Origin of the sequence: Marinobacter koreensis (genome assembly GCF_023156285.1) — a bacterium.
In the GTDB taxonomy this organism is placed as follows: Bacteria; Pseudomonadota; Gammaproteobacteria; order Pseudomonadales; family Oleiphilaceae; genus Marinobacter; species Marinobacter koreensis.
In genome coordinates, this window is sequence record NZ_JAKZAJ010000002.1 from 147,396 (window position 1) to 162,208 (window position 14,813).

The following is a 14,813-nucleotide window of genomic DNA, read 5'->3' on the forward strand; positions in this document are numbered from 1 at the left end:
GGCCAAAACAGTAACGAGAATTACTCACAAACGGGTGACAAACCGTCATCAGTTTTTATAGGATGCTATGTTTCGTGAACTTCGTTTAATGATCGAACTCAACAGCCCCGCCTGAACAGACCGTCCACACTGTTTTGTTCAGGCACACTCACATGGATACGGACTCCAGGATATTCATTATGCGTACTGCCTCCCGCTTCGTGATTGTCATCATTCTCCTTGGCGTCGTCCTTGGCGGCATTTTCGGGTACAAGTTCTACCAGTTCGGACAGATGAAGGAAAAGATGTCCCAACCTCAGCCGCCGACCGCCATTTCCGCTACCGATGCAAAAGTCGAGCGCTGGACCCCCAGCATCAAAGCCGTAGGCAGTATTGAGGCGGTCAACGGCGTCCAGGTCGCCAACGAGGTCCCCGGGGTGATCCAGAGCATTGAATTCGAGTCCGGCGATACCGTCAAAGAGGGCGACATCCTGATCCGGCTGAATTCCGAGATCGACGAAGCCGCCCTGCGCACCCGTCGCGCCGAAGCCCAGCTCGCGCAACAGGAGTTCAAGCGGGTGTCCGACCTGCTCCCGAAGCGGGCGGTATCGCAGTCGCAGTACGACGAGGCAAAGGCAAACTATGATGCCGCTCGCGCGAGGGTGAACGAGGCGGAAGCGCAGCTTGGCAAGAAGGTGATCCGGGCCCCGTTCGACGGCAGACTGGGGATCCGTACGGTGGATCAGGGTGAATACATTCCCACCGGCACCCCCATCGTTGAAGTCAACATGCTTGATCCGATCTACGTGGATTACACCCTCTCCGAGAAAAACCTGCCCCATGTCGCCACGGGCTATCCGGTGGTTGCGACAGTGGCCGCTGTTCCGGACATGGCCTTCAACGGCAAAGTCAGTGCGATCAACACCTCGGTGAATCCGCAGACCCGTACGGTCCGTATCCGCGCGACCCTGAGCAACCCGGACAATCTCCTCCGGCCCGGCATGTTCGCGACTATCCAGACTGAGCAACCCGACCAGGAAGAGGTTGTTACCGTGCCCCGCACCGCCATCTCCTACAACACTTACGGCGATTTCGTCTTTGCCGTCGAGAAGGACGACAACGGCGATCTGGTGGTCAAGCGGCGCACCGTGACCACCGGCCAGACCCGGGACGGTCGCGTGGCGGTTCTGTCCGGACTGGAGGCTGGCGAGACCGTGGTTTCCAAAGGTCTGCTGAGACTCCGCGCCGGCCAGAAGGTCCAGATTCAGGAAGCAAAAGACAACACGCAGGGGGCGTCTGAGTAATGCGGTTTACCGACATTTTCGTCCGCCGCCCCGTCCTTGCGACGGTGGTGAGCCTGCTGATCCTCCTGATCGGTGCACGGGCCGCCATGGAAATGGAGATCCGGCAGTATCCCGAACTGGAGAGTACAACCGTAACGGTTACCACGGCTTATCCGGGCGCCAGCTCTGACCTGATCAAGGGCTTTATCACCACGCCTCTGCAACAGGCCATTGCCGAAGCCAGCGGCATTGACTACCTGACCTCCACCAGTTCACAGGGGACGTCGAAGATTGAAGCGCACATGCAGCTCAACTACGACGCCAACGCTGCCCTGGCCGAGATCCAGGCGAAGGTCGCCAGTCAACGCAACGTCCTGCCCGCTCAGGCCCAGGATCCGATCATTGAGTCGTCCACCGGCGATTCCACGGCATTGATGTACATTGCCTTCTACAGTGAAGAACTGGCGGTTCCCCAGATCACCGATTACCTGACCCGGGTGGTACAGCCCAAACTGCAGGCCCTGTCCGGGGTGGGCAAGGCCCGACTAATCGGCCGGCAGTTTGCCCTGCGGGTATGGCTCGATCCTGAGCGTCTGGCCGCGGTCAATCTCACGCCCACGGAAGTGGCCGCCAAGCTTCGCGCCAACAACTATCAGGCCGCGGTCGGCAACACCAAGGGCCAGTATGTCGAGGTCGCCATGACCAGCGACACCGATGTGGCTGATCCCGACAACTTCCGCAACCTCGTGGTCAAGACCCAGGACGGCACCCAGATTCGCCTTCAGGACATTGCCCGGGTGGAACTGGGCTCGGAAAGCTACAACGAACTGGCCCTGTACAAGGGCAAGCCGGCCACCTATGTCGCCATCGAGCTGGCACCGGGTGCCAACCCACTGACCGTCGCCAATCTGGTCAAGGGCGCCCTGCCGGACATCGAAAGCCAGCTGCCCTCCGGACTGGATGTCCGTCTGGCCTATGACGCCTCGGACTTCATCCAGGATTCCATTGACGAAGTCATCAAGACCCTGGCCGAGGCATTGATCATCGTCCTTGTGGTGGTGTTCCTGTGCCTGGGCTCGGTCCGCGCTTCGGTAGTACCCTCGGTCGCGGTTCCGCTGTCCCTGATCGGGGGCGCGTTCGTGATGCTGATGTTCGGCTTCTCGCTGAACCTGCTCACACTGCTGTCGATGGTCCTGGCAATCGGCCTTGTGGTCGACGACGCCATCATCATCGTCGAGAACGTGCACCGACACATCGAAGAGGGTGAGTCGAAGTTCCAGGCCGCCCTCCACGGTGCCCGTGAAATGGCGACTCCGATCATTGCCATGACGACCACGCTGGTCGCGGTTTATGCGCCCATCGGCTTTATGGGCGGCCTGGTCGGTTCGCTGTTTACCGAATTCGCGTTTACGCTGGCCGGGACCGTGGTGATCTCGGGGATTGTCGCCCTGACCCTGTCCCCCATGCTGTCCGGCAAGGTGCTGAAACCCCATGGCAGCTCTGGCCGTTTCGAGCAGGTCGTCGAGCGCACCTTCAATGGTCTCTCCAGTGGTTATAAATCGGCACTCAGCTCGCTGATGCAGACCAAATCGGTCGTGTTCTTTTTCGCCGCCGTCGTGCTCGGTTCCATTTACTTCATGGTCAACATGAGCCAGAAGGAACTGGCACCCACGGAAGACCAGGGCATCCTGTTCTACCAGGGCCTGGGCCCACAGACCGCCACTCTGGATTACCTGCGGGAAAACGGGGACGAGATCCAGCAACGTATGTCCAAACTGCCGGGGTACAACGAGGACTTCATGGTCATCGGCTTCACCGGCCCGAATGCGGTGTTCGGCGGTTACAAGATGAAGCCCTGGAGTGAGCGGGATGTCAGTCAGTTCGAGGTCCAGCCCATTCTCAACGCCGAGCTGAAAAAGGTGACCGGCCTGCAGACGGCGGTGTTCCCGAGGCCCTCCCTCCCGGGTTCCGGCGGTGGTCTGCCGTTCCAGTTCGTGATTACCACAGGCAACAGCTATGACCAGCTGAACCAGGCGGCCGACCAACTGCTGGGCAAGGCCATGGGCAGCGGCAACTTCCTGTTCCTGCAGAAGTCCATCAACTTCGACAAACCGGTCACCCGGATCCATGTCGACCGCGACCGGGTCGCGGACCTCGGGCTGTCCATGCAGGACATTGGCCAGGCACTGGCCAGCATGCTGGGTGGGGGCTACATCAACCGCTTCAGCATGGAAGGCCGGTCGTACAAGGTGATTCCCCAGGTGGATCAGAAATTCCGTCTGGATGAACAGGCCCTGAACGACTACTACGTCCGCAGCGGCAATGGCGAACTGGTCCCGCTGGGAAGCGTGGTCAGCTTTAGCCGTGACGTCGAACCGTCGAACCGCACGCAGTTCAACCAGCTCAACTCGCTGACCCTTCAGGGCGTAGTCAAGCCGGGTGTCGCCATGGGCAGTGCCATGGATTACATGGAACAGGCAGCCAAAGACACGCTGCCCCAGGGGTATAGTTACGACTACACCGGCCAGACCCGCCAGCAGGCAAATCAGGGCAACGCCCTGATGGTGACCTTTTTCCTGTCCCTGCTGGTGATCTATCTGGTTCTGGCGGCACAGTTCGAGAGCTGGCGTGATCCCCTGATCATTCTGGTCTCGGTCCCGATGTCAGTCGCAGGTGCCATGTCGTTCATCGTCCTGGGCTTCGCGTCCATGAACATCTATACCCAGGTGGGCCTGATTACGCTGATCGGCGTGGTGTCGAAAAACGGCATCCTGATCGTTGAATTTGCCAACCTCCTGCAGAAGCAGCGGGGGCTGAGCAAAGTCGAGGCGGTGATCGAGGCAGCAGCTATCCGGCTGCGCCCCATTATCATGACCTCGCTCGCACTGATCGTTGCCATGGTCCCGCTGTTGATTGCCATCGGCGCGGGTGCGGAAAGCCGGTTTGCCATCGGTCTGACGATCAGCGCCGGACTGGGCATCGGTACCCTGTTCACGCTCTTTGTATTGCCCGCGTTCTACATCCTGCTTGCCCGGGACCACAACAAGGGCGGGGAGGAAGACTCCGAAGGCGGCAGTCAGACAGTGGCCACCAGCCACTGATCTAAACCCGTGCCAGGGAAAACCGGCCACTTCGGTGGCCGGTTTTTTTATTCCAGAAGGGGGGAACGGGGTCAGGCGAATGCGGAGGTGGTCTCGAGCAAGCTGCGACGCCACTGAACCGTCTGGCTGGGCAATTCGCCAAAATGCTCCCGGTACAGCGCTGCAAACCGACCCAGATGGGAGAACCCCTCATCGGCGGCGTACCAGGATATGTGGGGAATGTCACACTGGCAGTCCACCAGCCTGCGCCGGACCCGGATAAGCCGGCATCGCTGGTAGAACCGGTAGGGTGTCAACCCGGTCTCGCGGCGCATCAGGTAGTAGAGATTGCGTTCACTGACCCCGGAATGCCGGGCCAACTGGGGCAGATCGAACTCCCAGTCCGATTCCTGTTCAATCTTTTCAATCGCCCGTTGAAGACGTCGATCCAGGGTTGGCACACAGCAAAGATCCACACCTTCCTCGCTCAACGAATTCCGCACCAGGCCATTGATCAGTTTGCGGGCACTCGCTACGGACTGAGCATGGGACCGGGCAAAGGCAACCTGGAACAGGAAGCGATCAAACAGGGCGCAGATGCGACTCCGGGATCCCCTTCGCCACTCCGTCTCAGCGTCCCCGGACCATTCACGGGGGATCACCAACGCTACCTGGGAGTCGGCACTCAGCTGAAACGTCAACGAACCCGGTGACCTGGCATCACCGGGCGCGAACGGAATCCCCTCGTCGGGCGACTGCATTCCGCCGTTCAGAATCCGAAGCCAGACCGGCTTAGAGGCATGCCAGCCATTCACGGTTATCGGCCTGGAAACCCGCATGCAAATCACGCTTCCAGCGGGTGACTCCAATGATGACAGCGCTCCGACCGGCGTCGAAATATCCGGGCTTTGTGAAAGGCATTCAAGGGCAGGGATACCGCTAAGCCTGCGTAAGGCCTCTTGCCATTCCTCAAGCGAAGCCCGATTCAGCTTCAGATAGGCTTCAAGCTCCAGCTGTGTTGGATGCACCAATGGCATAGGGCTACAACGGTAAGAAATGGAGCCACCGTTTTAAGACATTCCCTGACAAAGCCCTAGTCAAATTTTGCAAAACCCTCTCAGACGCTGCGATTTCAGCCCGAGACTTGATGTCCGTCAATCCCCGGACAGCCACGCTCCAAACGCCGCCGGGCGCCCCAGATAGAACCCCTGCCCTCGCATGCAGCGTAATTCCCGGAGTTTTTCCAGCTGGGCCTCGTTCTCAATGCCCTCGGCAACGACTTCCATATCGAGGGCATCGGCAATACCCAGAATGGCCGAGACGATACGGGAATCCCGGCTCTTTTCGCCGAGACGGCGGGTAAACTGGCGGTCAATTTTCAGGACTTGCACCGGCAAGGTGTGCAGGTAAGCCAACGACGAATATCCCGTGCCGAAGTCATCGATCGCCACCACGACGCCCCGCTTCCGAAAGCCGGCCAGACGTGACAGCGAGCGGGGCGACAGATTCATCATGTGCGTTTCAGTGATCTCCAGCTCGGGCTGGCATCCAAGACGATTTAACCGGTCAAAGAAAGGCGCAAGCAGAGCCTCGAGCCGGGAATCGTTGATCTGCCGGGGGGAAATATTGATGGCAATCCGGCATCCTTCGGGAAGCGACCTATCCGGTACATTCGGCAGATCCTGTAACACGCAACGGATCAGGTGTTCGGTCAGCTCGTGGATCTGGCCCCGATTCTCCGCCAGGGGCACAAAATCCGCAGGTGAGACCGGACCAAATTCCGGATGACACCAGCGAAGCAGAGCCTCATATCCGGCTATCTTGCCGGTCATCAGATCCAGTTGCGGCTGAAACACCACACTGAACTCCTCGGGAGCGGTCTTCAGGGAAACCACCAGCGCCTCGGACAATTGCTGATGACGGCGCCCCTGCTCACTGTCGACCGCACTGTACATGCGATAGCAGGCCCGACCAGCGAGCTTGGCGCTGTACATGGCCCTGTCTGCATTCTGAAGCAACTCGGGACCGGTACGGCCATGATCGGGGAAAAGCGCCGCACCCACCGAAGCCGACAGAAAATACTCCCGCTGATCGACCACCACCGGCGCCTGGAAGATCCGGACCATGCGGTCGCAGATGCTGGCGGGCGTATCCTGCCCATTGAGCTCAACAATGGCGGCAAATTCATCGCCGGACAACCGGGCAACCACATCCCCGTCCCGAAGGACGCTCCGCACGCACAGTGCAGCTTCTTGCAGGACCCGGTCACCGCACTCATGTCCGTAAAGGTCATTGATGGACTTGAAGAAATCCAGGTCTATGAACAGAACCGCGAATCCGGGGTAATCCGGATGATTCTGGGAAACCCGGGCGTTCAGGAACTCCTTGAACAGGGCCCGGTTCGGCAATTGGGTCAGCGGATCGTAATACGCCAGAGAAGCCAGGCGCTCATCATTCTCCGTGAGTTCGCCAATGTCCATGAAGACACCTGCAAACATTTGTGTGCCGGCAAAATTCACCGGGTAGATCGACAACCATTGGGGATAGACTTCGCCGTTCTTGCGCCGGTTCCAGATCAGCCCCTCCCAGCGACCGCGCTCCGACAGACCTTCCCACATACCACGGTAAAAACTCTCTGAGTGCAGGCCCGAACTGAGTACCGACGGAGGCTTGCCCATCACGTCATCGCCGCCATAACCGGTAACCGACCGGAACCGCCGGTTCACGTAGATGATTCTCGGTTCTGGGGTCGCCAGCATGATGGCCCGGGGATGATTGTCTATCAAAGACTTGAAGTCTTGTTGTTGTAGTGCCTGCATCGTCATTCGGATCCTCCGTCCTAATAGCCTGATCCATGGTCTGACCAGTCCCCGGTTTATAAGCATAGGGCGGAAATGTCGCCAACCTAGCCACATATTGCAAAAGGCGGCGTTGTTCGACGAAAGCATGATGAAAAGTGACCAATTGTCGCAAATTTGCAGTATCCGGATATCGCGTGGGCAATTGGGCGTCGATAGTGGGTGAAATAATTAGAAAAGCACGGCGCGTGCGGAGAAAACGATGAGACGAAATGAGCCAGTCACCCAGAAGGAGCGGACCTACCCCGCTACCTATCATCTGATCACCACAACCGATATCAAGGGACGAATCACCGCCGCCAATGACGAGTTCGCAGAGGTCGCCGGATACACCGTCGAGGAACTGGTCGGTCAGCCCCACAACCTGATTCGTCATCCGGACATGCCACCAGGCGCATTCGCGGATCTCTGGGACACCATCAAATCGGGTGAATCCTGGCGGGGCATGGTCAAGAACCGGTGCAAGAACGGCGACCATTATTGGGTGGACGCCTTTGTGACTCCCATCCGACAGCACGGCAAGATTGTCGAGTTCCAGTCTGTCCGGGTATGTCCGACCCGAGACCAGATCCGACGGGCAGAGAAGGTGTATCACAGCTGGAATCAGGGGAAGGTACCCCGTCGGTATCAGGCACTCAGCCCATCACTGACGTGGAAAATCGGCTGCCTTTACAGCATCCTGGCACTTGCCCTACCGGCGGTAGGACTTACCGGTGGACTGTCGCTGGCCAGTGTAGCGGTACTAGAGGCATTGTTGTTTGCCGTTTTTGCAGTCCTGTTCACCCTGACCCGGCCCATGGTACAGAGCGCCCGGCTCGCCTGTTGCGACGCTCATCCGGCCATGCCCTGGATCTACACCGGCCGGCGGGATGAAGGCGCCTGGATCGAATTCGACCGACAGAAGCGGGATCACACCCTGAGGGCTGTCTCGGCGCGTATGCACGCCAACATCGGTCGCCTGCACGGGCGCAAGCAGAAGACCATGGAGTGGGTGAACCAGTCCGTGGAGAGCATTCGCCACCAGCAGGGGGATATCCAGGATATTACCCGGGCGTTCGAGGAGTTGTCGGTGAGCGTCGATCGGGTGAGCGAGCTGACAGCCCGCACCCATGATGCCACCCGGGACGCTCGCGAGTCCGCCAGCCAGAGCGGCGAGCAGATGGGCCGGGTGAATCAGGCCCTCTCCGATCTGGCCGGTCGACTGACACTGGCCAGGCAGCACGTGACCACCCTCGGAGAGAAAAGCGACGCCATCGGCCTGGTGCTGGACGTCATCTCCGACATTGCGGAACAGACCAACCTGCTGGCACTCAATGCTGCCATTGAAGCTGCCCGGGCGGGTGAGTCCGGACGGGGATTTGCCGTGGTCGCCGACGAGGTTCGCGGGCTGGCCCGGCGGACCCACGACTCTACACGCAAGATCGAGGAAATGATCGATGCCCTGCAGAAGGAGACCCGAAGCGTTGCCGATGTGATCGCGGAAGGGACCCGGGCCTGCGAGGACACCTCAAGTATCGCTGCAGAAGCCAATGCCAGCATTAACCATACCTTGCGGGACGTCGATGTCATCGCCAGCTGCACCCATGAAGTGGCCGGCGCCACCGAGCAGCAGTCCGCCCTGAGCCTGCAGGTGGGGCGTCAGGCCGAGCGCCTTCTGGAGATGGGCAACCAATCGGTCCAGAGTAGCGAAAGCGCCCATGAGGAATCCGAACAATTGGGCCACAACGTGGACCAGGCTCAATTACTTACCAGCCATTTCCTGCAGATGCTGTGTGACAAACTGGTCCCTGTCAGCCAGGGAGCGCGAACCGGTCTGACGCCGGCGAAAGGCCCGGCGGGTGATGGCAAGCGGGCATTCCCCGAGCCGGCCTGATGCGGTAGTCTGGCGTTCCACAACGCCAAGACACGGGGAATTGTTCTGAATCTGACTCTGGAAACGCTGTTCTGGCTGCTCGTCGGCGGCTTTTCCGCCTGGTACTGGTGGCGCGCCAAGGCGATCAAGGATTCGGTACTCCAGGCCGCTCGCCGGTACTGCAAAACCATGGACGTCATGTTGCTGGACGATGCCGTCTACCTCCGCGGGCTCTGGTTCAAGCGGGACAACCAGGGCCACCTTCGCGTCTGGCGACGCTTCCTGTTCGACTTTACGGCAACCGGTGAGGAACGTTACACCGGCCGGGTGATCATGCTGGGCGCCAGCATCATCCACATGGAGCTGGAGCCCCACCGATTCTGAAACAGAAATGTCACATTCCTGAAGCATCCTGACGCCACGCAACTCTCTGTCTTGTCGATATTTTTCAGGAAGCACACATGATCAGGAAGAATCCCTCCCCACTGGCATGGCTCTTTGCCTGCCTCCTACTCAGCCACAGCGCATTCGCTGTCGATCTGGAAATCCAGGGCTCCAACACGGTCGGCGCGGCCCTCGCACCCATGCTGGTCACCGCCTATCTGGAGCAACGCACCGGGCACAAGGTCAGTGAAGAAGGCACCGGTAAGGAAAACGAGAAGCTCCTGACGGCAAAGGATGGCAACAGCCGGGTCAGCGTACTGGTCGCGGCCCATGGCTCCAGCACAGGATTCAAGGCCATGGCGGCCGGACACGCCGACATCTGGGCCGCGTCCCGCCCGGCGAAGGCGAAAGAAATCCAGAGCTTCAGTGACCGGGCGGATCTGACATCGATGGACAGCGAACACGTCATCGCCATCGATGGCCTTGCGGTTCTGGTTAACCCGGCCAACCCCGTCAGCCAGCTGGGTATCGACACGCTCGGCAAAATCTTTTCCGGAGAGATCAGTAACTGGTCTGAAGTGGGTGGACCAAACCGGAATATCCATATCTATGCCCGCGATGACCGTTCCGGTACCTGGGACACCTTCAAATCCCTGGTTCTGGGCAAACGATACAGCCTCTCGAAAGCCGCCAAACGCTACGAATCCAACGACCGTCTCTCGGACGATGTCAGCCAGGATCCGGGCGGCATCGGCTTCGCTGGTCTGGCCTCGGTCAGGAACAGCAAGGTGCTTGCCATTTCCGATGGCAATGCACCGGCGCTCAAACCCAATCAGTTGACCGTGGCCAGTGAGGACTACCCCCTGGCACGACGCCTGTTTATGTATACGCCGGGCTCCAGAGTCACGCCCATGGCCGCTGGACTGGTCGATTTCGCGTTGAGTACCGAGGGGCAGGCGATCGTTGCCAAATCCGGGTTCATTTCCCAGAACCCGATTGCCGTCAAACCCGACTTCGATGCCACCGTGCCTGATACCTTTCGCCGGCTCACCGCCCATTATCAGCGACTGACGGTAAACTTCCGCTTTTCCCGTGGACGCACCAAACTGGACAACAAGGCCATGCGGGATCTGCGACGGGTCAGGCAGTACCTTGAGCAACAAGGGCGAAGCGCCGACGACCTGATGCTGATCGGATTTGCCGATCGCCAGAGCAATGAACTGCGGGCCCAGCTCATCTCTGAATTACGCGCGCTGTCTGTCCGCAAGGCACTCAACGAGCTCAACGTCAAAGACGTGGCCTACACCGGGTACGGCCATTACATGCCCGTGGGGGGCACGGGCAGCCCCAGAAACGGACGCGTCGAGGTCTGGATTCGGTCCCGCTGACCCAACGTCTTCGACCAAGGTCGGGGGTGCGGCTGCGGCAAACACTTATCCGCACCCTCGTCACAGATATGTTTGGGTTTCCTATACTGTTCCTGTCAATTCCAACCAACAGACTGGGACAATGGACATACAAACCGACCACCGTTTCGCGATCAACCTCAACGTACGGGGCATCCAGCCCTCCGCCACCCTCCGCATCAACGAGCTGAGCAACCAGCTTCGAGCCGAAGGCAAAGACATCATCAAACTCGGCCTGGGACAGTCCCCGTTCCCGGTCCCCGATCGCGTGGTGGAAGCGCTCAAAGAGCACGCCCACGAAAAGGATTATCTTCCCGTCAGAGGCCTGAAAGGCCTGCGCGAAGCCATCGCCGGCTACATCAATCGCAGTGAGCGCATGCGCTGCACCTGGGAAGATGTGCTGATCGGCCCGGGTTCCAAGGAGCTGCTGTTCATGCTGCAGCTGGCCTACTACGGCGACCTGCTGATTCCCCGCCCGAGCTGGGTATCCTATGCGCCCCAGGCCCGGATCATCGGCCGCTCTGTCCACTGGCTGCCCACCCACGCCGAGAACAACTGGCAGCTTACCGCAGAAGAGCTGGACATCATCTGCCGCGATGACCCGTCCCGTCCGCGGATCCTGATCCTGAACTATCCGTCCAACCCGACCGGCTGCACCTATACCGACGACCAGCTGCTGGCCATTGCCAACGTCGCCCGCAAGTACAAGCTGATCCTGCTGTCGGACGAGATCTACGGCGAGGTGCATTTCGAAGGCAAGCACAAATCGATTGCCCGTTACTATCCGGAAGGCACCATCATCAGCACGGGCCTGTCCAAGTGGGCCGGTGCCGGCGGCTGGCGTGTGGGCACCTTCATTTTCCCACCCGAGCTGCGGCCCCTGCAGGATGCCATGGCCATCATCGCCAGCGAGACCTACACGGCCACCAGCGCCCCCATCCAGCATGCGTCCATCACCGCCTTTAACGGCGGGGAAGACATCGACGAGTACCTCAACCAGTCACGGCGGGTGCTCAAGGTGGTTGGCGAGTACATGCACCAGCGTCTGACGGACATGGGCGCCGTGGTCCAGAAACCGCAGGGGGCGTTCTACGTATTCCCGGATTTCTCGAACTTCCGTGACAAGCTTGCACGCAAGGACATCATGACGTCGCAGTCCTTCTGCACCGCACTGCTGGAAAACACCGGGGTTGCCATCCTGCCGTCCAGCGACTTCGGATTTGTACCGGATCACCTGGGTGCCCGGCTGGCCTTTGTCGACTTCGATGGTGCGGCAGCCCTGAAACTTGCCGGCGGCGACTACGCCGACCAGGAACTGGGCGACAGCTTCGTCGAACAGGCCTGTCCGCGTCTGGTAGCGGCCATGGACAAGATGGAGCGCTGGCTCAACAGCCTGTAACCCCTTCGTGTTAGACTGGCGCCCTCATTCGAGATCCCACGAGGGCGCCATGTCTGATTCTGCATCTCTTCACGACATTACCGACTTCGCCGAATCCCTGGCGCTGGAAGCCGGCGAGCTGATCCGCCGGGAGCGGGAGACCAACACCCTGCGCACGGATTACAAGCACCAGACCGAGCTGGTGACCCACGCCGATGTCATGGCGGACGAATTCATCACCGGCGCCATCCGCAAACGGTTTCCCCATCACCGAATCCTGTCCGAAGAAACCATGCCGGATCTCTCCCAGGCGGAACAGCTGGACACGCCGCTGTGGATCGTGGATCCGATTGATGGCACGGTGAATTACGCCTATGGTCACCCCCAGGTTGCCGTGTCGATTGCCTACGCCGAGAAAGGCGAGGTTCAGGCCGGTATCGTCCACGCCCCCTTCCCCGGCGAAACTTTCCGCGCCACCAAGGGGGAAGGCGCGACGCTCAATGGCCAGCCCATCCGGCACAGCGGCGCCACCGAACCACGACAGTCCCTGTTCGCCACCGGATTCCCCTACGACAAGGACAATCTCGAACCCCTGGTCCGTCGACTTGATGCCATGATTCACCAATGCCGCGACCTGCGTCGGATCGGCTCAGCCGCGCTGGACATCTGCTGGGTGGCCTGTGGCCGCCTGGACATCTACTACGAGAACGTCAGCCCCTGGGACTTTGCCGCAGCACGGCTGATTGCCAAGGAAGCCGGTGCCACGGCAGGCCATTTCGGAGACGTACCGGACAGTTACCCGGCCGACCTCTGGGGTCGCGACATCCTGATCTCCGCGCCCGCGGTCTGGGAGCCGGTTCGCTCCATTCTCCGGTCTGCTTCGGGGTATGACTGAAACTTCGGCCTCATGCCTGGCCTGCTCTCCCCAGCCTTCGTGCTTTGCGGGCTGGCCCGATGGGAGCATCCCTTTCCCGGAACCGCTACAAGCACATCCATGTGCTTGTAGCGGTTCTGTGCAGAGCAATCCCACCGTTCCCCTGCCCCCAAACTTTCAGGCTAGGCTCAGAGAAGCCCCTGCCCAAATCAGCCCCAGACACTCTCGGAAACCAGCCCCCAGCTCTCCTCGAAATCCGTGGAGGGCAACCGGGAAAACGACGACCGGACGAACCGCTGGATGCGGCCTTCCAGAAACACCATAACGAAGTCGGCTCCCCGCGCTGCAGAGGTGCGCGGACGGAGGCCCTGGCGGATTTCGCCTTCTTTCAACGCCTGGCGAACCTGAGTCTCCAGACGTTCGAAGAACTGGGACGCGCGCTTTCGCAACGCCTCGTTTTCGCCCATCAGGGCATCACCGGTCAGCACACAGCACAAGCCCGGATTCCTTTCGGCAAACACCAACACGAGATGCACCAGTTGCTGCAACCGGGTACGCACGTCCTCCTGCTCCTGGAGGATCACCTGGCACCGCGAAAATACCGCATCTTCGGCGAACTCGATCAGCGCCTCGAACATTTTCCGTTTGCTGGGGAAATGGCGGTACAGGGCCGCCTCGGTGACACCCACATTTTTGGCGAGGCCGGCAGTGGTGATGCGGGCACCGGGATCGGTTTCCAGCAACGCCACCAGGGCCTGGAGGATTGCCTCTCGGCGACTCGGTTTCTGGTCGGTCATGACAGGACTACAGCGCTCTGATTATTTGTTATTAAAGCCGGCGTCTGGCGGCCGGCTTTTAATCATTATGGATAGGGATTGTGCCCGAGTTCAGAAGAAGGTGCCATCAATCGGGGATGACGCACTGGCATACAGTTTCTTGGGCATGCGGCCCGCGAGATAGGATTCACGACCCGATTCGATGGCCAGACGCATGGCATTGGCCATGCGGATCGGATCTTTGGCCTGGGCAATGGCGGTGTTCATCAGGACACCGTCGCACCCCAGTTCCATGGCAATGGTGGCATCCGATGCGGTTCCAACGCCGGCGTCCACCAGAACCGGCACGCTGGCATTCTCGACGATCAGGCGGATGTTATAGCGGTTCTGGATCCCCAGACCCGACCCGATCGGCGCACCCAGCGGCATGATAGCGACGCAGCCCATGTCCTCCAGACGTTTGGCCAGGAGCGGGTCGTCGGAACAGTAGACCATCACTTTGAAGCCGTCAGCGATCAGCTCTTCCGCGGCGACCAGCGTTTCGGTCATATTCGGGTAGAGGGTTTTTTCTTCGCCAAGCACCTCCAGCTTCACCAGGTCGTGACCGTCCAGGAGTTCCCGGGCCAGTTTGCAGGTGCGTACTGCATCGCGGGCGGTATAGCAACCGGCGGTATTGGGCAGAATGGTGTAGGTTTCCGGTGAAATCACGTCCAACAGGTTGGGCTCATCCGGGTTCTGGCCCAGATTGGTCCGGCGCACGGCTACCGTCACGATCTCGGCACCACTGGCCTCGATCGCGTGGCCGGTTTCCATCAGATCCCGATATTTGCCGGTGCCGACCAGCAGTCTCGACTGGTAGACCTTTCCGGCAATTTCCAGGGGCTTGTCTTCGGGCAGTACAATTTCGGGGGTATCAGTCATAGGGTTTCCGAGCTGTTCTGTT

11 protein-coding genes are annotated in these 14,813 nt (G+C 59.9%); 7 read left to right on the plus strand and 4 right to left on the minus strand.

Annotated elements, in window-relative coordinates; genetic code table 11:
- Positions 1 to 179 precede the first annotated feature (179 nt).
- Both MLD04_RS05790 and MLD04_RS05795 read left to right on the plus strand, forming a co-directional pair.
- A complete protein-coding gene (locus MLD04_RS05790; protein ID WP_248155683.1) occupies positions 180 to 1,283 on the plus strand; it encodes an efflux RND transporter periplasmic adaptor subunit in 1,104 nt (367 codons plus the stop codon).
- Complete coding sequence (locus MLD04_RS05795; protein WP_248155685.1) at positions 1,283 to 4,363, plus strand: efflux RND transporter permease subunit; 3,081 nt, start codon at positions 1,283 to 1,285, stop codon at positions 4,361 to 4,363. Before MLD04_RS05790 ends, MLD04_RS05795 begins: the two co-directional genes overlap by 1 nt.
- Positions 4,364 to 4,434: 71 nt before the next feature.
- On the opposite strand, the gene MLD04_RS05800 is transcribed toward MLD04_RS05795, so the two are convergent.
- Together MLD04_RS05800 and MLD04_RS05805 are read right to left on the minus strand one after the other, a co-directional pair.
- Positions 4,435 to 5,157 carry a helix-turn-helix domain-containing protein gene (locus MLD04_RS05800; protein ID WP_248155687.1) on the minus strand — a complete coding sequence of 241 codons (723 nt, stop codon included), beginning with the start codon at positions 5,155 to 5,157 and terminating at the stop codon, positions 4,435 to 4,437.
- A gap of 339 nt (positions 5,158 to 5,496) precedes the next feature.
- Positions 5,497 to 7,167 carry a putative bifunctional diguanylate cyclase/phosphodiesterase gene (locus MLD04_RS05805; protein WP_248155689.1) on the minus strand — a complete coding sequence of 557 codons (1,671 nt, stop codon included), beginning with the start codon at positions 7,165 to 7,167 and terminating at the stop codon, positions 5,497 to 5,499.
- 235 nt (positions 7,168 to 7,402) lie between these two features.
- Here MLD04_RS05805 and MLD04_RS05810 point away from each other — a divergent pair, with 235 nt between their 5' ends.
- The 5 genes from MLD04_RS05810 to MLD04_RS05830 all read left to right on the plus strand — a co-directional run bounded on the left by MLD04_RS05810 (position 7,403) and on the right by MLD04_RS05830 (position 13,115).
- Positions 7,403 to 9,073, plus strand: coding sequence for a methyl-accepting chemotaxis protein (locus MLD04_RS05810; RefSeq protein ID WP_248155691.1), 1,671 nt, complete (start codon positions 7,403 to 7,405; stop codon positions 9,071 to 9,073).
- 51 nt (positions 9,074 to 9,124) lie between these two features.
- Positions 9,125 to 9,436 carry a DUF3301 domain-containing protein gene (locus MLD04_RS05815; protein WP_248156834.1) on the plus strand — a complete coding sequence of 104 codons (312 nt, stop codon included), beginning with the start codon at positions 9,125 to 9,127 and terminating at the stop codon, positions 9,434 to 9,436.
- Between the two features lie 77 nt (positions 9,437 to 9,513).
- Positions 9,514 to 10,824, plus strand: coding sequence for a substrate-binding domain-containing protein (locus MLD04_RS05820; protein WP_248155693.1), 1,311 nt, complete (start codon positions 9,514 to 9,516; stop codon positions 10,822 to 10,824).
- A 121-nt stretch (positions 10,825 to 10,945) separates the two neighbouring features.
- On the plus strand, positions 10,946 to 12,241 hold the full coding sequence (locus MLD04_RS05825) for a pyridoxal phosphate-dependent aminotransferase (RefSeq protein WP_248155695.1): 1,296 nt from the start codon (positions 10,946 to 10,948) through the stop codon (positions 12,239 to 12,241).
- 49 nt (positions 12,242 to 12,290) lie between these two features.
- Positions 12,291 to 13,115 (plus strand): inositol monophosphatase family protein, encoded by an 825-nt coding sequence (locus MLD04_RS05830; protein WP_248155697.1) that lies wholly within the window; start codon positions 12,291 to 12,293, stop codon positions 13,113 to 13,115.
- Between the two features lie 188 nt (positions 13,116 to 13,303).
- Here MLD04_RS05830 and slmA read toward each other — a convergent pair whose 3' ends face one another.
- Positions 13,304 to 13,891 (minus strand): nucleoid occlusion factor SlmA, encoded by a 588-nt coding sequence (gene slmA, locus MLD04_RS05835; RefSeq protein WP_248155699.1) that lies wholly within the window; start codon positions 13,889 to 13,891, stop codon positions 13,304 to 13,306.
- 90 nt (positions 13,892 to 13,981) lie between these two features.
- On the minus strand, positions 13,982 to 14,791 hold the full coding sequence (locus MLD04_RS05840; RefSeq protein WP_248155701.1) for a thiazole synthase: 810 nt from the start codon (positions 14,789 to 14,791) through the stop codon (positions 13,982 to 13,984).
- Positions 14,792 to 14,813: the final 22 nt, after the last annotated feature.

Excerpts from the sequence above, each read along its gene's own strand:
- MLD04_RS05790 (WP_248155683.1), top strand. The coding sequence starts at position 180 with ATGCGTACTGCCTCCCGCTTCGTGATTGTCATCATTCTCCTTGGCGTC.
- MLD04_RS05810 (WP_248155691.1), top strand. The coding sequence starts at position 7,403 with ATGAGACGAAATGAGCCAGTCACCCAGAAGGAGCGGACCTACCCCGCT.
- MLD04_RS05840 (WP_248155701.1), bottom strand. The coding sequence starts at position 14,791 with ATGACTGATACCCCCGAAATTGTACTGCCCGAAGACAAGCCCCTGGAA.
- MLD04_RS05830 (WP_248155697.1), top strand. The coding sequence starts at position 12,291 with ATGTCTGATTCTGCATCTCTTCACGACATTACCGACTTCGCCGAATCC.
- MLD04_RS05795 (WP_248155685.1), top strand. The coding sequence starts at position 1,283 with ATGCGGTTTACCGACATTTTCGTCCGCCGCCCCGTCCTTGCGACGGTG.
- MLD04_RS05825 (WP_248155695.1), top strand. The coding sequence starts at position 10,946 with ATGGACATACAAACCGACCACCGTTTCGCGATCAACCTCAACGTACGG.
- slmA (WP_248155699.1), bottom strand. The coding sequence starts at position 13,891 with ATGACCGACCAGAAACCGAGTCGCCGAGAGGCAATCCTCCAGGCCCTG.
- MLD04_RS05820 (WP_248155693.1), top strand. The coding sequence starts at position 9,514 with ATGATCAGGAAGAATCCCTCCCCACTGGCATGGCTCTTTGCCTGCCTC.
- MLD04_RS05805 (WP_248155689.1), bottom strand. The coding sequence starts at position 7,167 with ATGACGATGCAGGCACTACAACAACAAGACTTCAAGTCTTTGATAGAC.